General features: G+C 66.5%; 16 protein-coding genes. 7 read left to right on the top strand and 9 right to left on the bottom strand.

Annotated elements, in window-relative coordinates:
• Window positions 1-10: 10 nt before the first annotated feature.
• From BLA15945_RS13735 to BLA15945_RS13725, 3 genes are all read left to right on the top strand, one after another.
• Window positions 11-757 carry a fimbrial biogenesis chaperone gene (locus BLA15945_RS13735; RefSeq protein WP_174992633.1) on the top strand — a complete coding sequence of 249 codons (747 nt, stop codon included), beginning with the start codon at window positions 11-13 and terminating at the stop codon, window positions 755-757.
• Window positions 758-934: 177 nt separating this feature from the next.
• Window positions 935-3,538, top strand: coding sequence for a fimbria/pilus outer membrane usher protein (locus tag BLA15945_RS13730; protein WP_174992632.1), 2,604 nt, complete (start codon window positions 935-937; stop codon window positions 3,536-3,538).
• Window positions 3,539-3,650: 112 nt separating this feature from the next.
• On the top strand, window positions 3,651-4,724 hold the full coding sequence (locus BLA15945_RS13725; RefSeq protein ID WP_174992631.1) for a fimbrial protein: 1,074 nt from the start codon (window positions 3,651-3,653) through the stop codon (window positions 4,722-4,724).
• 138 nt (window positions 4,725-4,862) lie between these two features.
• On the opposite strand, the gene BLA15945_RS13720 is transcribed toward BLA15945_RS13725, so the two are convergent.
• The 7 genes from BLA15945_RS13720 to BLA15945_RS13690 form a co-directional block, all read right to left on the bottom strand.
• A complete protein-coding gene (locus BLA15945_RS13720) occupies window positions 4,863-7,904 on the bottom strand; it encodes a hybrid sensor histidine kinase/response regulator (RefSeq protein ID WP_174992630.1) in 3,042 nt (1,013 codons plus the stop codon).
• Between the two features lie 87 nt (window positions 7,905-7,991).
• Window positions 7,992-8,660 carry a response regulator transcription factor gene (locus BLA15945_RS13715; RefSeq protein ID WP_059237863.1) on the bottom strand — a complete coding sequence of 223 codons (669 nt, stop codon included), beginning with the start codon at window positions 8,658-8,660 and terminating at the stop codon, window positions 7,992-7,994.
• A gap of 317 nt (window positions 8,661-8,977) precedes the next feature.
• A complete protein-coding gene (locus BLA15945_RS13710) occupies window positions 8,978-9,148 on the bottom strand; it encodes a hypothetical protein (protein WP_174992629.1) in 171 nt (56 codons plus the stop codon).
• Between the two features lie 127 nt (window positions 9,149-9,275).
• Entirely contained in the window at window positions 9,276-12,314 is a 3,039-nt protein-coding gene (locus BLA15945_RS13705; RefSeq protein WP_174992628.1) for an ATP-binding response regulator, read from the bottom strand.
• A 363-nt stretch (window positions 12,315-12,677) separates the two neighbouring features.
• A complete protein-coding gene (locus BLA15945_RS13700; protein ID WP_174992627.1) occupies window positions 12,678-13,694 on the bottom strand; it encodes a hypothetical protein in 1,017 nt (338 codons plus the stop codon).
• 118 nt (window positions 13,695-13,812) lie between these two features.
• Window positions 13,813-14,640, bottom strand: coding sequence for a hypothetical protein (locus tag BLA15945_RS13695; RefSeq protein ID WP_059237867.1), 828 nt, complete (start codon window positions 14,638-14,640; stop codon window positions 13,813-13,815).
• Between the two features lie 121 nt (window positions 14,641-14,761).
• Window positions 14,762-15,349 (bottom strand): tetratricopeptide repeat protein, encoded by a 588-nt coding sequence (locus BLA15945_RS13690; RefSeq protein ID WP_059237868.1) that lies wholly within the window; start codon window positions 15,347-15,349, stop codon window positions 14,762-14,764.
• A gap of 362 nt (window positions 15,350-15,711) precedes the next feature.
• On the opposite strand from BLA15945_RS13690, the gene BLA15945_RS13685 reads away from it, so the two are divergent.
• From BLA15945_RS13685 to atsR, 3 genes are read left to right on the top strand one after another with little or no spacing between them, the layout of a single operon-like run.
• The gene (locus tag BLA15945_RS13685) at window positions 15,712-16,584 is read left to right on the top strand and encodes a response regulator (protein WP_059237869.1); all 873 of its coding nucleotides are present in this window, start codon (window positions 15,712-15,714) and stop codon (window positions 16,582-16,584) included.
• Window positions 16,585-16,639: 55 nt separating this feature from the next.
• A complete protein-coding gene (locus BLA15945_RS13680; RefSeq protein WP_059237870.1) occupies window positions 16,640-17,143 on the top strand; it encodes a molybdopterin-dependent oxidoreductase in 504 nt (167 codons plus the stop codon).
• Window position 17,144: 1 nt separating this feature from the next.
• Window positions 17,145-18,965, top strand: coding sequence for a hybrid sensor histidine kinase/response regulator AtsR (atsR, locus tag BLA15945_RS13675; protein WP_059237871.1), 1,821 nt, complete (start codon window positions 17,145-17,147; stop codon window positions 18,963-18,965).
• A gap of 43 nt (window positions 18,966-19,008) precedes the next feature.
• On the opposite strand, the gene BLA15945_RS13670 is transcribed toward atsR, so the two are convergent.
• Both BLA15945_RS13670 and BLA15945_RS13665 read right to left on the bottom strand, forming a co-directional pair.
• On the bottom strand, window positions 19,009-19,428 hold the full coding sequence (locus BLA15945_RS13670; protein WP_174992626.1) for a secondary thiamine-phosphate synthase enzyme YjbQ: 420 nt from the start codon (window positions 19,426-19,428) through the stop codon (window positions 19,009-19,011).
• 10 nt (window positions 19,429-19,438) lie between these two features.
• On the bottom strand, window positions 19,439-19,765 hold the full coding sequence (locus tag BLA15945_RS13665; RefSeq protein ID WP_059237873.1) for a thioredoxin family protein: 327 nt from the start codon (window positions 19,763-19,765) through the stop codon (window positions 19,439-19,441).
• Between the two features lie 228 nt (window positions 19,766-19,993).
• Here BLA15945_RS13665 and BLA15945_RS13660 point away from each other — a divergent pair, with 228 nt between their 5' ends.
• Entirely contained in the window at window positions 19,994-20,695 is a 702-nt protein-coding gene (locus BLA15945_RS13660) for a flavin reductase family protein (protein WP_174992625.1), read from the top strand.
• The last annotated feature ends 12 nt before the right edge of the window (window positions 20,696-20,707 follow it).

Raw genomic sequence — 20,707 nt, 5'->3', positions numbered from 1 at the left:
CCGGCTCGCCATGAACGTCATCCTCAAATCGCTTCAAGCCATCGCGCTGACTACCACCTTGATCGCTTCGCATGCGTATGCGAACGTCGTGATCTCGGGTACCCGCGTCATTTTCCCCGGCGACGATCGCGAGGTGACGATCAAACTCACGAACGACGGGTCCGCGCCGGCGCTGGTGCAGACCTGGATCGACAAGGGCGACGCGGACGCATCGCCCGATACCATCGACGTCCCTTTCACCTTGACGCCGGCGATGTTCCGGATGGAGCCGCAGAAAGGTCAGACGCTGCGGCTCATCTATACGAACGAACCGCTTCCGGCCGACAAGGAGTCGCTGTTCTGGCTCAACGTGCTCGAAATTCCGCCGAAAGCGGCCGGCAACGCCGATCGCAACCAGCTTCAGATCGCGTTCCGGTCACGCATCAAGATCATGTTCCGCCCCCGCGATCTGCCCGGCAACGCGCAAGGCGCGCCCGCACAGATGCGCTGGCAGGTCGCGCGCGGCGCGGAAGGTAAATATGTCCTGCAGGCGACGAATCCGACGCCGTATGTCGTCAATATCGGCAGCGTGCTGTTGCATTCCGGCGGCAATAAATACGACGCCGGCGCCGGTTACGTGCTGCCGGGCACCACGCAGTCATTCCCGATCGCCGCGCTCAAGACCCAGCCCGCCGCCGGCGCAATGGTCCAGTTCGGCAGCATCAACGACTGGGGCGCGTCGACCAACAACGAACAGCCGGTGTCCATGCAGCCGTAACGCCGTGCGGGTTGCCCGCGCGTCCCCACCCGACCGCCTAGCCTCGCGACGTGGCCACACGGCCACGCATGCGGACGACCGGCGAGCCCATACCCACGTTGTCCGCATCGACCTCACGACCGGTTCGTGCAATTGCGCACGCCGCCACGCATCCTCTCCACCCGAGGCTCATCCACCATGACTCAGCCCATCCAGCATCCGCTCAAGGATGCGCCGTCTACCACGCGCCTCAAACCGATGTGCGCCTTGGTGCTGTCGAGCCTCGCCGCGTGGGCAGGTGAAGGACATGCCGACGGCGGCCTCCCCGAGACAGGCGTGTCCGATACGATGCAGATCGCGCAGGTCGAGTTCGATCCGGGCTTCCTGAACAACGGCAACGGGCAGCCGGTCGACATCACGCGCTTCGCGCGGGGCAACCTCGTCGAGCCGGCCACCTATAGCGTCGACCTCATGGTCGGGCCGCGCTGGATCGGGCGCTACGACATCGCGTTCGCGGCCGTCCCCGGCATGCCGGACGCGCAACCCTGCTTCGACGAAAAACTGCTGCGCCGTATCGGCGTCGATTTCACGAAGCTGCCCGCGGAGACCGTGGCCGCGATCACCGTCAAAGGCGAGTGCCGCCGCATTGGCCAGATCGTGCCTGAGGCGAGCGCGTCGTTCGACTTCGGCGAGCAGCGCCTGACGCTCGCCGTTCCGCAGGCGTCGCTCGTTCGCCAGGCACGCGGGCATGTCAGCCGGGATCAGTGGGATGCCGGCGTGCCCGTCGGGATGCTCGACTACAACCTCAACGTCTACAGCTCGAAGCCGAGGGGCAGCCGCACCGACACGCAAGCCTATCTCGGCCTGAACGGCGGCATCAATATCGGCAACTGGCACTTCCGCCACAACGGTTCGTACACGTGGTCGGAACGCGGCGGCAGCCGGTATCAGGACATCTCGACTTATGTACAGCGGGATCTGCCGTCGCTTTCGTCGCAACTGGTGATCGGCGAAACCTTCACGTCCGGGGAACTGTTCGACTCGACGCAGTTCCGCGGCGTGCGCCTGTCGACCGACGACCGGATGCTGCCTGACTCGCTGCGCGGCTATGCGCCGGTCGTGCGCGGCGTCGCGAACACCAATGCGAAGGTCACGATCCGGCAAAACGACGTGACGCTGTACGAAACGACCGTCTCGCCCGGCCCGTTCGAGATCAATGATCTGTATCCGACGGGCTACGGCGGCGACCTGCGCGTGTCCGTCACGGAAGCGGACGGCTCCGTGCACACGTTCTCGGTGCCGTATGCGGCGGTGCCGCTGTCGCTGCGGCCCGGCATCCAGCGCTACAGCTTCGTCGCGGGCACGCTGCGCAACCAGCAGAACTCGGGCCACCCATTGTTCGCGCAAGCGACCTACCAGCGCGGCCTCACGAACCTGGTCACCGGGTATGGCGGCGTCACGATCGCGGCCGGCTATGCGTCCGCGATGCTGGGCGGTGCATTCAACACGCGCTTCGGCGCGCTCGGCCTCGACTTCACGCAGGCCGCCACGTCGATCCCCGGCGTGAAGCGCTTCAGCGGCTCGAGCCTGCGCGTCAGCTATGCGAAATCCGTCGCGGCGACGGGCACCGACGTGTCGATCGCCGCGTACCGCTACTCGACGAACGGCTATTTCAACCTGAACGACGCGATGAACGCGCGCGATACGGTGCGCAACGGCCAATCGGTCGACACCGTCTGGCGGCAGCGCAGCCGTGCGTCGCTGATGGTCAGCCAGCGTCTCGGCGAGAAAGGCGGCCAGTTGAGCCTGACCGCGTCCGCCGCCAACTACTGGAATCGCCCCGGCTCGGACATCAACTACTCGGCCGGTTACAACAATTCGTTCCGGAACATCTCATACAGCCTGTCTGCAACGCGCCAGCGCGATTTCGGCGGCGCCATGAGCACGCTGTACTACGCGAGCGTGACGATTCCGCTCGGCAAGTCCAGCCCGACGATGCTGACGAGCAACGTGTCGCGCGATACGCAAGGCCGCACGCAGGTGCAGTCGATGGTATCCGGCTCGCTCGGCGAGGACAACGCGTTGTCGTACAGCGTCGGCGCCAACTATACGAACAACCGCGGCAACGCGAACACCGACGGCAGCGGCAACCTCACGTATCGCGCGCGCGTCGCCGAGTTCAATGTCAGCGCCGGCGGCAGCTCGAACTACCAGCAGGGTTCGATCGGCATCCGCGGCGCGGCGGTCGCGCACCCGGGCGGCGTCACGCTGTCGCAGCCGCTGTCGGAGACCTTCGGCATCGTCGAGGCGAAGGGGGCGGAAGGCGCGCGGCTCACGAACGCATCCGGGGTGCGGGTCGACAGCCGCGGCTACGCGATCGTGCCTTACCTCACGCCGTACAACATGAACACGGTCGAGCTCGACCCGAAGGGCATTTCGATGGACGTCGAGCTGAAGGAAACGAGCCAGCAGGTCGCGCCGCGCGCCGGCGCGGTGCCGCTGCTCAAGTTCGACACCGACAGCGGGCGCGCGGCCGTGATCCAGGCGCGCAAGCCGGATGGCACGCCGCTGCCGTTCGGCGCCGCGGTCACCGACGAAACCGGCAAGAGCCTCGGCGTCGTCGGTCAGGCGAGCAAGATCTTCGTTCGCGGCCTGAAGGACAACGGCGCGCTCACGGTCACGTGGGGCAACGATGCGGGTTCGATCTGCCGGATCGAATACAACCTTCCGGTCAAGGCGGGCAAGCGTCGCTCGGCCGGGCTGGAACAGGTCGGCGGCGTATGCAGGACGAATGCGACCTGACACGCCGTCCGACTCCCGAACGACCCCGTTCCGGCGAATGCGCCGCCTTGACCGGCCGGCCAGTGCTCGCGGCAACGGAAACCCAACCGACATCTCATCGCAGAGGCACACCATGACACGCAATTCGACTCGCACTTCTCGCCACTTCGTTCTTCTGATCGTCGGTACACTCGCGGTGCTGATCGCCCCGTCCGCCGTGCATGCGGTTTGCGTCTCCATTCCCGGCAACGCCTTCCCGCGTCCTACGATTCCCGCAAGTATCTCCAGCGCGCGGGATGCCCAGATTCCCGGCACCCTGGTCGAGGCCGGTTCGTTGAGCAACACCACGGCCCCCGGAGGATTGACGGAAGACTGCAATCCGAACAAATGGGACGCCAAATTGCTCGGCACCAGCGCGCTCGTCCCCAACGTCACCTATCTTTTCGAAGGGCAATCGGTTCCGGTCTATGAAACGGGGATTCCCGGCATCGGCTTTGCCGCAATGGTCCGGCTGAAACACCCGTCGGTCGTCGGGCCATGGCATGCGCTTACATCGGAGACCCGCTCGGAACCCACTCCCGCCAACGGCAACGGCAACAAGCAGGTAGGGCCCGAGTTCCGGCTCGCACTCGTTTTCAGCGGGTCGCTCGTTACCGGTTCCTACAAGAATCCGCAAAAGACGATCGGCCAAAGCGGCATCTACTCTTCAACCCAGAATACGACTCACACCCTGTATTTGCCGGCCCTTTCGGTCAACGTGACGACCGACGGCTGCTCGCTGACTTCCGGCACACATAACACGATCCCCCTTCCCGGCATCTACGGCGGCGCACTCAAGGCCGTCGGCGACGTCTCCGATGCTTCGAAGAATCTTTCCGTGAGCGTCGCCTGCCGCGGAAAGGTGAGTGTTCATGTAACGATGACCGATATCAACCAGCCCGCGAACACCGGCAACACGCTGAGCCTGTCCCCGACGTCGGGGGCGAGCGGCGTAGGCGTTCAGCTGTTCCGCCAGGGCAACGCGACACCGATTCGCTTCGGCCCCGACTCCGCGGCAAAGGGCAACACCAACCAATGGTTCGTCGACGAGGTCAACGACGGCGGCACGGTGACGATTCCGCTGGTGGCCAAGTATGTGAAAACGGCGTCGACCATCACCCCGGGAACAGTCGACGCGCGCGCGTCGTTCACGTTCTCCTATCAATAGCGGCCCGCGCTTGACAGGCCGCGTATCGCGGCAAACCGGATCATGGCATGTTCATCCGGCATCGTCGGGGCAACGCGCGCGGCCCGCCATCCATCCGGAGGACCCGCCAGCGCGGATCATGCCGGCGCTCGACCGACATCAGGTATCGATCGACGAGGGCCCGTCCGCCAGCCGGTCAAGCGCTTCCTCGACCGCGTGCCGAACCGTCGGCCAGATCGGCGCGAGTGCATCGAGGCCGCCGTCATGAACCGCGTGCTCGGCGCGCGCGCACGCGTCCATCGCCTCCGCGTATCCGGCCAGCGCGAAACCGCCACGCATCGAGTGCAATTCGATCTTGACCTGATCGGCATCGCCATTCGACAAACCGCTTTCGATCATCGTCAACGAGCGCATCGAGGCCGCATGCAGTGCCTGCCTGATCTCGTCCGTCATCACGACATCCGAACGCCCGTTATCCGAGCGCTCGCCGTGCCCGGCATGTCTTCGCAATACTTCGTCGAGCGCATCGATCGACAACGGCTTCAACACGACCTCCACGACCCCAACCTGCACGCAGCGCCGGCGATCCTCGTCGGTCGCGTGCGCCGTCATCGCGATCACCGGTATCTTCGCCCCCTGCTCGCGCAGGAAATTCGCCAGCGCGAAGCCGTCGAGTTCGGGCATCCCGAGATCGGTCAACACGACATCGTACTGCCGCTCGAAAAATGCACGCATCGCCTCCACGCCGTTTGCGACGATCGTCGCATCGAAGCGCAGCGCGTCAAGCTGGTCGCGCAGCAGCGCGCGGCTCGCGGGGTGATCCTCGGCTACCAGCACGCGCAATGGCACCGCGTCGTCAGCGGGGATTGTTGCCGCTCCCTCGTCGGAAAACGGCTCGCCGTCGACGTGCATACCGGATGCCGGTTGCTCCGCGCACCAGCCGGGCGGCGCCTCCGGCAGCGGCAGCGCGGCGACGAACATCGAACCTTCGCCGGGCCGGCTGCTGACGGACAGCTCGCCGTCCATCAGCTTCACGATGCGCCGGCACAGCGGCAACCCGAGCCCGGTGCCGCCAAAGCGCCGGTAGATCGACGCATCGGCCTGGATATACACGTCGAACAGCGTCGGCATCGCGTCCTCGGGAATGCCGACCCCCGTGTCGGTCACGACGATCTCGACGCCTGGCCCGCCCGCGCCCGCCGCCGCCGCGCGCCGCGCGTCGATCGTCACGCCGCCGCGCTTCGTGAACTTGATCGCGTTGCTGACGAGATTCGTGACGAGTTGCTGGAGCCGCACGGGATCGCCGACGTAGCCGTCGGCCAGCTCGGGCGCCAGCCGGCACACGAGCGTCAGATGCTTTGCGTCCGCGAGCGGCCGGAAGATCGCGGCGACATCGCGCAACACGCCGCGCAGGTCGAACGGAATATGCTCGAGCGCCATCTGGTTCGACTCGGCTTTCGACAGGTCGAGCACGTCGTTGATCACGCGCAGCAGCGCATTGGACGACGACATGATCGTACCGAGCCGACGGCGCAGGGGCGCCGCCATCGACGCACGCTCCATCAGCTCCAGGTTGCCGATGATCGCGTTGAGCGGCGTGCGGATCTCGTGGCTCATCGTCGCGAGGAACGTCGACTTCGCCTTGTTCGCATGCTCGGCCGCTTCGCGCGCGGCGCGCAACGCCTCCTCCGCCTGCTTGCGCGCCGTGATGTCGAGCAGCGTGCACAGCAACACATCGATCCCGCGATACTTGGTGCGCATGATGTGCACGGCCAGATACGCGGTGCCGAACCCCGTGCGTTCGACCGCCAGTTCGTGCGTGACGAGCGCGCGGCCGCCGTCGCGCGGAAGCGCGGGCACGTGATCTCGATAAGCACGCCAGAGCCGCTTGCCGAGCGGCTCGCCCGACACGTCCCGATCGTATGCGGTCATCACCTCGTTGCGCACGATCGTGTCGCCGTCGGCAAACGACAGCAAGGCGAGCCCGGCCGGCGCCGTGCGGATCAGCGTCCGGTTGAGCGCCTCGCTCTCGATCAGGCGAATCGCACGGCGGTTCGCGGTGCGCAGCGCGCGTCGATCGAACGTGACGATCACGAACCACAGAACCGCGATCGCGAACAAGGCCGCGGCGGCCGTCAGGCTCGCGGACGCGGCGACGGCCGCCAGTACGCTGCGCCACGAGAATGTCGTCATCAGCACGAGACCCGTATCGGGCAGGCGGTCGCCGATCACGAAACGGCTGCCGATGCGACGCGGGGCGACATGGTCGCCCCGCGCATCTCGCGCTGCATCCAGCGCGTGCGCAATCATCGCCCGGTCAGGCTGCCCGCCGGCCACGACGTCGCCATCCTGATCGACCAGTGCGAACGCCTGATCGACCTCCTGCGACGCCATCAGATCGTCGATGCGGGGGCGGGCGTTGAACACGAGCCAGCCGACCGGGTGGCCGTCCGCGTCGCGAAACGGTTCCGCGACGCGCAGCACCGACCGGCCGAGCAACGGATCGACGCGGGCGTCCACGATCGTATCGCTGTCGCCCACCGGCGCCACCGGCAGCGCGCGGTCATCGCGCGGCGTCAACTGGCGCAACAACGCCGCGAGATCGAAACCGGGCGGCAGCGCGAGCGCCCGCTGCGCGAGCCTGCGGCCCGCCACGCCAAGAAACTCGCCATCCAATCCGATCAGATAGGCGTTGATCCCGGAATCCCTGGCCTCCTGCGTCGGCAGGACCGTCACTTCGGCCTGCCGCAGCACGATCGCGAGATACCGCGAATAGCTTGCGACCGGATGCGTCGGCGTCACGCGCGCGAACGCGACGAAGGTCGCCTGTCCGTTGCGATTGCGAAACACCCGCTTGTCGCCGGAAGGCGCAAAGCGGGCAAGCGCGTCCGGCGATGCCTGTTCGCCGCGCCGCCACAGCAGTTCCAGGTTGTCCACATGGCGGTTCAGCAGCACCGTCGTCACCTGCAGCTCGGCGTACAGCTCGGCCTTGCGCCCGAGGAAGGCCGAACGCGTGCGCGCGAGATAGTCGGTGACGTCGAGCCGCATCACGAGCATCGCACAGAGCACGATAAACGCCGTGATCGCAATGCCGCCCCCGTACAGCAACGCTTGCTGCTGGCGCCGCACGCGGCCGGGATCGAAGGGTTTGCCGCCCACCGCGGCGACTTGCGCGGCGTGCCGTTTCAGTTTTGCTGGCATCGTTCCGTTGCTGAGGGTCGACCGGGGGCGACGGGGCGGGCAAGTCTTGCGAGATGGCCGCGCATGAACGCGTGCCGCGTATCCACGCTATTCGCTCGCGTCCGACGCGCCCGGTACCGGTTGAAGCCTTTCGTCGTCGGCGTAGCGGATCAGATCGGCATCGCGGACGATCCCGAGCTTCTTCATCGCGCTCGACTTCTGCGAACTGATGGTCTGCTTGCTGCGATGGAGCTGCGCGGCGATCTCGCCCACCGTATAGCCCGCGCAGAACAACCGGACGACCTCGATCTCGCGCGTCGTCAGCGCACGCGCGACCGGCGCGAGATCGCCGTCCTGCAGAAGCTGCTTGATGTATGGCGACAGATAGTTCCCGCCCACGTACGCGGCGTGCACCGCGCCGATCAGGTGCGAGATCGCATCCGACTTGCTGAGGATGCAATTCACGCCGTGCCTGCCGATCGCGCGCAGCACGCTCGGACTGTCGATCATCGTGATCGACACGATATGCAGCGCGGGATAGCGGCGCTGCAGGAACGACAGCAGCGCGAGACCGTCGCCGTACTTGCCGCTCGGCATCACGTAGTCGAGCACGAGCACGTCGCTCTGTTGCGCGTCGAGCGCCGCGACCAGGTCCGTCGAATTCGAAACGGCGCCCACGAGCTTGATCGTGCTGCTTCCCTGCAGCGCTTGCGACATCCCGAGCGCGGACGCCGGATGGTCGTCCGCCACCATTACGCGCACAAAGAATTCGTCCATGTTCCTGTTTCCCCGAGGCTTTCCGTCACGCATCCGGTTCCCCGCCCAGGCGGGGGCGTGCAAGCGCCATCGCGTCGATGGCTGGCCGTGATCGGCACACCGGACAAAAGGTGACTCAATTTTAAGATAAATCCCGTTTCGCCTCTCCATCGGCACCATCCCCGTGGCGATCAGGCATTCGATGCACCCCCACACCCCGCGCGCATGACGCATTCGCACGACTTCTTCGCACGATTCGCCGAACCTCGCAATTGGTCCGGCGCCGCTACTGGATACCGCGACGGCACCCGAGCCCCATCGCGCCCCATCGCGATCGGCTATCGACCATCCGGATTGACGGGCAGGTCTTGCGCGTGGCCATCCGCTCTGCTTTTCCATTCGCTGATCGCGCGCCGCTTCTGTGCCGGCGACATCAACAAAAACTCGTTCATCGACGTCAGAAATTCCCGGCGGGATTTCTCCGGGAGCGCGGCAAACTCAAGCAGCATTGTGAATGTCTTCCTCGCATGGCGCACGACCTTCCCCTCCAAGGTTGATTGGAAATCTGCCGCGCGACATGCGCCGGCATCCTGCCTTCTTTTTCTTGACCCGCACTCGCACGCCTGCGGTCGATCGTTATTCGTCGCACCACGCTGTTGCGTGATCGGCCGGCCCCGTTGGCCCGGAAACCGCGCGCGCCGAAGCGGCACCGCGCTGCCACACCGGCGCGAGCGCGCCGCGCAAGCGTGCGAGCGTCACGGGTTTCGTCAGGACGCGCCGCACGCCTGCCGCCACGCAACGGCGCATGCTTTCGGGCGTCAGGTGCGACGTCACGACCAATACGTCGCAACCGGCGGCGGCGGCGCGCGCGGCCTCGGCCAGTTCATACGCGCGCATGTCGGGCAGATCCGCGCCGATCAACAACACGTCCCAGCCGCCGCCCATCAACGCTTCAAGCGCCGCGTGTCCGGCCCTCACTTCGGCCACCATGCAGCCGAGCGCATGCAGTTGCTCGCGGAAAATCGAGCCGTCGACGGCTTCGTCGTTTGCCACCAGCACGCGCGGCCCGCGGCCGGCGCCCGGCCGCTCGCCGGACGACGAAGCGTCGAGCGAGCCTTCGCCGGCTGGCGGTCCGCCCTGCGTCAGCACCGCGCGCAGGCCGCCGAGCGCGTAGCTCGACACGCGTACGGTAGCGCCCGCGCGGTACGGTTCGAGCGGCCCGTCGCGCGTGGCGAGAATCAGCGGCGTACAGCCGCGCAGGCTGTCCAGGTCCGCCTGCGACCATGCATCGGCATCGCCGAACAACACGATCGGCCCGCGCCACGCGGCGTCGCGCGGCAGGTTCGACGGGCTGTCGTACACGACGACGTCGAATCCCCACGCATCCAGGTGCGGCCACGCGAAATCGCGCCACTCGGGTTGCGCGGCGATCAGCGTCAGCGTGCCTACCCGGCAGCCGCGCGGCCGGCCGAGCGCGACGACCGTCGCACCAAGCGGCAGGCGCACCGCGAAGCAACTGCCGACGCCAACCTCGCTCGCCACCAAGATGCGGCCGCCCATCGCGGTGACCAGCCGGTCGCACAGCGCGAGCCCGAGCCCCGTGCCGCCGTAGCGGCGCGTGATCGACGTGTCGACCTGCGAGAACACCTTGAACAGCTTGTGCCGATGCTCGGCCGCGATGCCGATCCCCGTATCCTCGACCTCGATGGACAGCTCCGGCGCGCCTCGGCCGTTGGCGACGACGGCCACGCGCACGCTCACGCGGCCCGTGTCGGTAAACTTGATCGCGTTGTTCAGCAGATTGGCGAGCACCTGCGCGAGCCGCGTCGGGTCGCCGCGCATCCGCTGCGTGACGCACGCACGAAATTCGCAGAACAGCTGCAGCCCTTTTGCCTTCGCGATCGGCGCGAACGCGTTCAGTTCGCGCTCGACCGTCGCGATCACGTCGAATTCGATCGACTCGACCTGCATCGCGCCCGCCTCGATCTTCGAGAAATCGAGAATGTCGCTGACGAGCGCGAGCAGGTTCGTCGCCGACGAGCGCAGCGTGCGAATGCGGCCGTGCTGGGCCGCGTCGAGCGCCGAGCGTTCGAGCAACTCGAGGTTGCCGAGGATCACGTTCAGCGGCGTGCGGATCTCGTGGCTCGTCGCCGCGAGGAACGACGATTTCGCTGCATTGGCCGAATCGGCCGCACGCACGGCCTCTTCGAGTCGCTGCGTGAGTTGCCGCTTCGCGGTGGTGTCGGCGACCGCGGCAATCAGCACGTCCGCGCCCTGGTAACGCGCGCCGCACGCAATGAATTCGAAATGCGGGTGCGCGGCTTCATCGTCGCCCAGCACGAGATCATCATGCAGCACGCCGCCCTCGTCGCCGCTCGCGACATGCGCTTGCCACGCGGCAGCCACCTGATTCGACAGCGCGTGATAGTCGCCGCCGATCCGCGTGACCATGTCCGTCAACGCAGGGCTCGCGAGCAGGAAATGTCCGTCGTCACGCGCGATCAGCCCGAGCCCGATCGGCGCCATCTCGATCACGCTGCGGCACAGCGCCTCGCTGTCGAACACGCGCTGCGAGCGCGCGTAGAGCGGCGCGAATTCGCGCCGGTGAAAGCGCAGCAGCAACCCCCACATGACCGCGAGCGTGAGCAGCGTTGCCGCCACCAGCGTGCCGGCCGAACGGGCGACGCCGGCCGCAACGTCGCCCCACGACAACGCATACGCGAACGTCCAGCCCGTCGATTCGAGCGTGCCGTGGAACAACAGGAAACCGTCGCGGAACACCGGCGAGCCCGCCGACGCACGGCCCCGCCACGGGGCGAGTTCCAGCAGGCGCGCAACGCGGCCGGCGTCGCCCGCGGCGGGATCCATCGCGACGAGCCGGCCATCGGCCGTCGTGATGTAGAACGCACCTTCGGGACGATAATCGGCCAGCCACGACAGCAGGTAATCGGGCGGGTATTCGGTCGCGAGCACGGCAAACGTGCCGCCGTCGTCATGTGCCTCGGCCGCGATCCGGATGCGCGGCTGCCCCGATACGGGATCGGCGAACGGCGCCAGCCAGCGCACCTGCGGACGGGCATCGACGACACCCGGATACGTACGCCCGAAATCGATATGCAGCGCGTCGAGCACGCGTGCGCGCGCGTCGGGCGACACCAGCGCGGGATCGTCGCGGTTCCGGTTCGGCACCAACCCGAACATGCCCGTGCGCGTGCTGTAGTGGTAACCCTCCAGCGTGCGCCCGCGATTGATCGAGCTCGCCGCGCTGATGCGCGACAGCAGCACCGACAACGACAGGTAGCGCGCGACCTCGGCGCGGTCGCCGGTGTGCCCGGGCACGCCGAGCACAAGCGACGGATGCGGCCGGATCGCGACGCGCTGGTCGTCGCGGAAGAATGCAGCGACAGCCGACTCGGGCGCGCTATCGGCCTCGCGCCAGATCAGCTGCGCATTCGCGACGCCGTTGCGGAACGACGCCTCGCTCACCTGGATCTCGTTGAGCGTCTGCTCCAGCCCGTTCAGGTAGTTGCGCCGCTCGCCCTCGACATGGCCCGAGACGATCGCCACCATCCCGAGACCGCAGGCGATCAGGACCAGGACCGTAACGACGATGCCGCCACCGAACACCGAAATGCTCTGGTAGCGGCGGAGGGATTGAAGCGAACTCTGCGGCATGACGCGCGGCGGCGGCCGCGACCCCGAACACGACCGATTCGGATCGCAAGCGCTCGCCGGAACTCACCATGGAAAGGATGGAATGAATTCCGACGATGCCAAACGCGTGTGCGAGCGTCCACCCCGAATGAACCGTTTCGTACACGTCAGCTTCTATTGGTTGGATATTTAGAACTTGACCTAGATTCGATGCGGGGAAAAACCGTGACAGGACGCGTCCCGGCCGCGCACGAAACAGGCGACGCGTGACCGCGAGGGGAAGAAACGAGGAAAAAAGCGGGGGTGGGCCCGAAAGCGGCGGCCCCCCGCGGAAGCGCCGCGCAAGCGGCGAGGCACATGGACAACCGGCAAGCGACGGCCGGTTCAGTTCTGCGTGAGCGGGTTGAGCGTCGTGCACAGGAAGCCCGTGCAGTTCGTCGGCTTGAAGTAGAACGACGCCATCACCGGGCTGGTCGTACCGAGCGCGAGATCGCCCAGATAGGCGGAACCCTGCGCGCCGAACGTGTTCGACTGCTGGACGAAGGCGGCGCCGGTCGACTGGATCGCGGCCGACTGGTACGTGAAGGTCGGCGACTGCGTCTGGTCCTTCACGTAGACCCACGAGATCGTCGAACCGAACAGCATCCCGCCCTTCGCGCGATAGCCCTTCGCGCCTTCGCTGTTGGCCTGGGCGATGAAGTCGCTGACGGTCGTCGTCGGCACCAGCGCATCGTACGTATAGGTCGCGTTCGACGCGTTGTTCTTCATGTACACGTTCGCCTGCACGGCCCCGATCGCCATCGGGCCGAGGAACCAGTAGCCCGACTGGCCCTGGCCGTTTGCCTGCGTGAGGAACGCGTTCGTGTCGGCCGGCAGGCCCGTCGTCGTGTACGTATAAGTAGCCGACGAGCCGCCGTCCTTGCGATAAAGCTCGCCGAACGTGAGCGGCCCTTCGTAGCGGTAGCCGCTCGCCCCTTGCGCGTTCGCCTGGCTGACGAAGGACGGCATGTCGGCCGCGGCCGTCTGCAACTGGTACGTGTAGGTCTGGGCGGTGCCGTCGTTCACGAAGATCGATTGCGAACCGCCGCTGCCCGCGTTGTAGAAGTAGTCGCCCAGATAGCGATAGCCCTTCGCGCCTTCGCTGTTGACCAGCGTCAGGAAGCTCGCCTTGTCGGCCGCGACGGGCTGCGCCTCGTAGCGCCACGTCAGCGTGCTGCCGCCCGAGCCGCCCGACCCGCCGCTACCGCCGCTGCCGCCACTTCCCGTCCCGCCCGAACCCGACCCGCCGCTGCCACCGTTGTTGCTCGTGCCCGATCCACCGGCGGGCGAGGAATTGTCGTCGCCGCCGCCGCAAGCGGTCAGCGCCAGACAGGTCAATGCGATCAATGCAACGGCCTTCATCGGGATCACCTCACTGCAAAAAAGGACGGACGAAGCCGGTACGCACGGCTCACGCCGCGCGCACGGACAGTCACGAATCAGGAATCGGCCAGCGGCGCTCCGCCGGCCGGGGACGTCGTCAGTTGACCTGGAGCTGGCCACCGCGGCCGAGGCCGCCCTTGACGTCCTGCGCCTTGTAGCTGCGCAGTGCAACGACCATCTTGTTGTATGCGTCGATGAACGCGACGACCGTCGCCTTGCCTTCCGGCGTCGTCGAGAAGCCGGCCAGCGCACCGCCCACGCCGCCGCCGAAGCCGCCCAGCGCCGCACCGTAGTTGGTTGACGTCGAGCTGCCTTCCGACGCCGCGATCTGCACGGCCGAACGCACGTCGAACAGCGTCAGCGTCACGACCGACGCCTTCGTCTGCAGGTGGCCGGCCACCGCCGCCACCGCGCTGTTGCCGATCAGGCCGCCGATCATGCTGCCGATGCCGCCGATCGGCGAATCGTTGATGACGATCTGCGGTTCCATGTAGTAGTCGGCCGCGACACGCTGGCCCTTCTGCTGCTTCGAGCCCGCGCGGTATTCGCCCGAGTTGCGCTGCAGCTGCGTGATGCGCGACAGCCGCGCGTCGCTCTTCTGGTTGCCGATCGACGTGATCACGAAGCAGTTCGACTGCTGGACCGCCAGGCGCAGCAGCGGATCGATCGTCGTCATCTTGGTCGCGCTGCCGAACGGGCCCCACCAGTCGGCATTGCGGCCGTCGTCGACCGCGATCGTGCCGAGCGGCGACGCGCAGCGCTGCAGCCCCGAATCGGCGCCGGCGCTCGTGCCGCCCGCCGCCGCGCCCGTCACGCCGGCGTTCTGGCCGCCGGGCGTCACCATGCCGCCGCAGCCTGCGACGGACGCGCAAAGCGCTGCAACCAGCGCACCTTGAGTGAGACGATGGGAAAGGTTGGTCTTCATGTCGTTGTCGATCGATTAGAGTCGTTGTTCGGCTTATGTGTTCGTGCGAACTTCGATAAGCCCCCCGGCGTGGCGCGCGATGGTGGTCTCCCCGCTGCTGCCCCCGTTGCTTTAGGCCCGGTCAGTAGTACCAGTACGTCTGCTGCCAGACGCCGTAGTACGGATAGCCCGAGTACCAGTAGCCGTAATAGACGTCACGCCATTGCGTGCGCCATTTCCAGTCTTCCTCGTCTTCCTTCTTGGCCTTGCGCGCGAGATCGAGCAGCTTTTTCGATTCCTTGTCGCCGCGGCCCGCCGCGATCGACAGCCACTTCTCCGCTTCGCGCGCGTCGGAGCCCATTTCCTCGAGGCCGAACAGGTAGAAACTGCCGAGCGCCTTCTGCGCCTGGAGGTCGCCGCGTTCGGCGGCCTCGCGCATCCACTTGAGCGCCTGGTAGCTGTCCTGGCGCACGCCGTCGCCGCGGAAATAGCGCAGCCCGAGGTCGTAGGCCGCCTTCGGCTGGGTCTTCGCGGTCTGCTTCAGTGCGGCGATGCGCGGGTCTTCCCGGTCTTCCGTATCGTCCCTTTTTTGATAGGACACCTGATCTTTTGGACGGTCGGAACAACCTGTGTCGTCGCAGATCCGCACCGTGTTGCTGGTGACGGACGGATCCTGCGCGCACGCGGCCAATAGCAACAGCAGCCCCGGTGCGAGTAAACGGCGATACATTGGTACTTTCCTCAAGTTTTATTGGCGCCGCAATTCTTCGAGCTGTCCCACCCCAGGAGCTCGTACCCGGTTGCGCGCGGCGCAGCGGATACAATGCCATCCGCCAACGCCGACACGCGCCCAAGGCTCTCTCAGGTTCTCTCTTCGAATCGTTCCGTCACTGCCTCACTGCTGCCGCTTTTCGCTGTACCTGCTGCTGCCGGCATCGATCTCCAAACATGACGCGACAAACAATAGTGACGTGGTGAGCAATAATAATGGAGAAAAATGGCATGTCAAGGTCATTCGCTTTCTCAAAACTTGCATGATGCGTCAACTTTGATATGCTCTTCCTCGCCACAACCCCCGGAGACCCCATCGAGATGTCCACCACCGAGCAGGCCAATGTCGATCTCATGACCGCCAACAAGGTGCGCGACCTACTGAACCGGAACGGCATTCCGCCGCGAAGTCACAACACGACGATCGCGAACGTGCTCGGCCTGAGCTTCTCGGTCGTCACGCGCAAGATGAAAGGCCTGATCCCGTGGAACCTGTCGCAGTTGCAGGACATCGCGACGCACTTCGGCGTGCCGCCCGCGATCCTGCTCGACGACAAGGGCTCGCAGCCGGCCGCCGCCGAGATGATCGATGCGACGCTCGTGATCGAATCGAAGCGCTTCCGCTGCCGCGCCGCGATTTCGGCGAAGGCCAGCAGCCAGATCGAAACGGATTTCGTCGCGATGCAGTGGCAGGGCGAATGGATCGTCACCGAGCGCCAGCACGCGCGCGAGGGCCGCACCTATCCAGTCGACGTGATCGAGCTGCGCTCGGCCCAGCCGAGCGTGTATGCGGCGCGGATCGCCGTGGTGGACGATTCGCAGGACGTCGCCGAAACGGTGTGTGAATACTTCATCGAAAAAGGCGTGAACGCGATTCCGTACTTCGACGGCGCGACGTTCCGCAAGGCGCTGGAAGTCGAGGATTTCGACGGTTACATCCTCGACTGGATGCTCGGCGACCAGACCGCCGCCGAACTCGTGCGCGGCATCCGCTCGAGCGAGAACAGCGGCGCGCCGATCTTCCTGTTGACCGGCAAGATCTCGACCGGCGAAGCCAGCGAGGACGAAATCGCGCACATCGTGTCGCACTACAACGCACGCTGCGAAGAAAAGCCGGTGCGCCTGCCGATCCTGTTCGCCGAAGTGGCGCGCGAACTGAAGATCGCGCTGCCGGCCGCGGCCGCCGCGAACTGAGAACCGGAACCGGAACGACAACCCGCCAAACGAACCACAATACCGAGGGAAAGACATGCGCGTTTCAACCATCTGGACCAAGAGCGTGCTGGCAGCCTGCCTGCTCGGCATGGCCGCCGCCGCATGGGCCGCTTCGTCGTTTACGTTCACCGTCGACGGCAAGATCGGCAAGAGCAACCAGCAGGGGAAGATGACCTACATCTTTTCCGAGCAGGAACTGATGGCGCTGCCGCAGCACACGATCGTCACGTCGACGAGCTGGACGCCGAAGGCGGCCTTCACCGGCCCGCTCCTGTCCGACGTGCTGAAGACCGTCGGCGCGCACGGCACGCAGATCGAATTCCGCTGCATCGACGAGTACACGTTCACGATTCCCGTATCCGATGCCGACCGGTACGGCGTGATCCTCGCGCGGACGATGAACGGCAAGGTGCTCGGCAACGACAACTACGGCCCGCTGTGGATCATGTATCCGCGCGACGAGTATCCCGACGAGCTGAAGACGCCGCTCGGCGAAGCCAAGTTCGCGTGGCAGATCATCGGCCTGACCGTGAAGTGACATGAAGCGGCGGCGGTGGAAGAACAGAAAGATCATCCTGGTCCTCGGCTCGCTGTGGATCATGGGGTTCGCCGCGTGGGCGTTCCTGCTGTGGGACCTCCTCGCCACCTCGGTCAACGAGGGTGTGCTCGAAGGGCCGCGCGAAGGCGTGTTCTGGACCGCCGCGCAATACCGCAACGTCTACACGCGGTTCGACCGCCAGCTGATTCTCTACGCGACGCACGAGGACGACGATTTCGATCACGTGCAGATGCAGCTCGACAGCCTGTCGGTGTCGTTCGGCTTCCTGCAGCGGCCGTCCGAAGTGTCCGAATACTGGCTGCGCATCCCGCGCGCGCGCAACGAGATCGACGCGCTCGGCGAATTCATGACGCGCCTGAAGCGCGACGTGCCGCTGCTGCGCGACTCGCCGAAGAACGCGCACAAGGTGATCGACGAGGTCGACGCGTACTGGCCGAAGGTCAACGGCCTCGCGAACTACTTCCGCGCGATCGAGATGGCGCAGCGCGACTTCACGTTTCATCAGTTGAAGGAAAAGCAGCGTGCGATCCTGATCCTCGGCATCGTGCTCGGCGTGATCCTGTGCGCGCTGTTCCTGCTGCTGTTCTACACGATGCGCACGCGCGACGACCTGCTCGAACGGCAGGACGCGGCGCTCGACGCCGAACGCAAGGCGTCCGACCGCGCGTTCGAGATGATCGAGGCGAAGAATGCGTTCCTCGGGATGGTGAGCCACGAGCTGCGCACGCCGCTGCAGGCGATCTGCGGGTCGATCGAGATCCTGCTCGCGCGCCCGCAGTCGGACGCGAACCTGAAGACGATCCGGCGGCTGCAGAATTCCGCGCTGTCGCTGGAAGCGCTCGTCAAGGACCTCACCGACTACATCAAGCTGCGCTCGACGAAACGCCTCGCCGAACTGGATACCGTCGGCATCGCGCCGCTGCTCGCCGAAGTGCTCGAACCGCTGCGCGAAAAGATCGCCGCGAAGCGGATCGCGGTCACGCAGCTGGTCGAACCGCCCGGCCTCGCGATCCGCTCCGATCGCAAGCTGCTGAGGCAGGTGCTGTCGAACCTGATCGAGAACTCGGTCAAGTACACGCTCGGCGGCTCGATCCGGGTATCGATCACGCTCGCCGACGCACCAGCCGGCCAGCAGGTGAGGATCGCCGTGCGCGACACCGGCGCCGGCATCGCGAAGCAGCACCTGTCGAAGATCTTCGAGCCGTTCTATCGCGCGAACGACGCGGTCGGGCTGCACGTCGACGGGATCGGGATGGGGCTCGCGGTCGTGCGCGAAATCGTGACGACGCTGCGCGGGCATGTGGACGTGCACAGCGTGGTCGGCGAAGGCAGCGAGTTCGTCGTGACGCTGCCGGCCGAAGTGCCGGGTGTCGACACCGCCGGCCACGCGGCCGGCGACGGGCCCGCGCTGCCGCTCGCGATCCCGCATCACGACCGGCGCGCGCTGGTGGTCGACGACAACGACAACGCGCGCGAAACGCTCGGCGCGATGTTGTCGGCGCTCGGCATCGACGCCGATCTGTGCGGCACCGGGCAGGAAGGCGTCGCGCGCTTCGGCACGGGCCGCTACGACATCGTCGTGCTCGATCTCGAACTGCCCGACCTGAGCGGCTTCGAGGTCGCGCGGCGCATTCGCGCGGTCGCGCAACCCGACGACGACGGCCGCCATCCGGCCATCCTCGGTGTCAGCGCGTACGAATCGGCCGCGTTGCGCGAGAACCAGCGGGTATTCGACGCATTCCTGCCGAAGCCCGTCCACCTGCGCGAACTCGGCGCGCTCGTCGAGAAGCTGCTCGCCTGAACCGGCGGCCCGGCGACCCGGCAGGCTGGCGCCGCGCGCCCGCCTACTCCCCGATCACGTGCAGCACGATGTCGCGCCGGTGCGCGGCACGGCGATGCTCGAACAGATAGATCCCCTGCCACGTGCCGAGCACCATGCGGCCGTGCTCGACCGGAATCGACAGCTGCACCTGCGTGAGCGCCGTGCGCAGATGCGCCGGCATGTCGTCGGCCCCTTCGGTGTCGTGCTCGTAGCGCGTGTCGTCCTCGGGCGCGAGCGTCGCGAAATAGCGTTCGATGTCGCGCCGCACCGACGGATCCGCGTTCTCCTGGATCAGCAGCGAGGCCGACGTATGACGGCAGAACACGGTGACGAGGCCGGTGCGGATCGTCTGCTGGTCGACGAACGCACGCACCTGCGGCGTGAATTCGACGAGGCCGCTGCCGCGCGTGTCGACGCCGATGTGCGTGATGGCCTGTTGCATCGTCGTGATCTCAGGCCAGCGCGGCGAAGCCGTCGGCTTCGATCTGTTGCGCGTCGGCGGGGCGCACGACGCGCGCGACTTCGACGCCGTCGCGCAGGAATACGAGCGTCGGCCACAGCTTCACGCCGAACGAGCGGCCGAGCGGGCGGCCCGGGCCATCCTCGATCTTCAGGTGGCGCACGGCGGGATGCGCGGTGAACGACGCGACGATCGCGGGCTGCGCGCCTGCGCAAATTCCGCACCAGTTCGCGCCGAATTCGATGACGGTGGCGCCGCCCAGTGCATCGACTTCCGCGCGTGTCGGCGCGTTGGCGGTGTAGCGTTGCTCGGTGTCCATCAGGCCCTCGGGTGCGTTGGCGGAACGTGGCCGCGCCCGCGTGCGTGGTGCGGCGGGCGCGGCCTGCGATTTCCTACTGTAGCGGAAAAGCGCACGCGCTGCCGACCGGTCCATTGCGGCGTCATCGCCACCTGCGCACACGTTCGGAATGACACGACAAGATTCGGAGCGCCGCGCCGCGGCGACGCGATCAGCATGTGGACTGATCCGTCACCGAGGGCTCCAGCCATGAATGCACCGCATTGCGTCACCGAACCGAACATCCTCTATTTCGGCACGCCCGTCGTGCTGGTCAGCACGCTGAACGAGAACGGCACGGCCAATCTCGCGCCGATCTCGTCGGCGTTCTGGCTCGGCTGGCGCGGCGTGATCGGCATCGCCGCCAGCTCGCAGACCACCCGCAACCTGCTGCGTACCGGCGAATGCGTGCTGAACCTGCCGTCGTCCGCGCAGGCGAACGCGGTCGACCGGATCGCGCGCACGACCGGCACCTATCCGGTGCCCGACGGCAAGCGCGCGAAAGGCTACGTGTTCGAACCCGACAAGTTCGGCACGGCCGGGCTCACCGCGGCCGCCTCGCAAACGGTCGCGCCGCCGCGCGCGCTCGAATGCCCGGTGCACATGGAAGCGGTCGTCGCGGCCACACACGGAATCGGCGAAGAAGCGCCGGACCTGCGTGGCCATATCCGCGTGTTCGAAGTGCGCATCCAGCGCGTGCACATCCACCTCGACCTGCTGATGGACGGCCAGCCGGACCGCATCGATCCGGACAAGTGGTCGCCGCTGATCATGAGCTTCCAGAAGTTCTACGGGCTGGCGCCGCGGCAGGTGCATGCGTCGCGGCTCGCGGAGATTCCCGAGCGCGCGTATCGCAGCCCCGACATCGAGCGCTCGCGCGACGCGGGCGTACTGAGCGGTACCGGACGGTAATGGGACGCCAAG

The organism is Burkholderia arboris (genome assembly GCF_902499125.1).
GTDB classification, from domain to species: domain Bacteria; phylum Pseudomonadota; class Gammaproteobacteria; order Burkholderiales; family Burkholderiaceae; genus Burkholderia; species Burkholderia arboris.
Note: the sequence above shows the minus strand (reverse complement) of the source record. Positions and strands in the feature narration are given on the sequence as shown.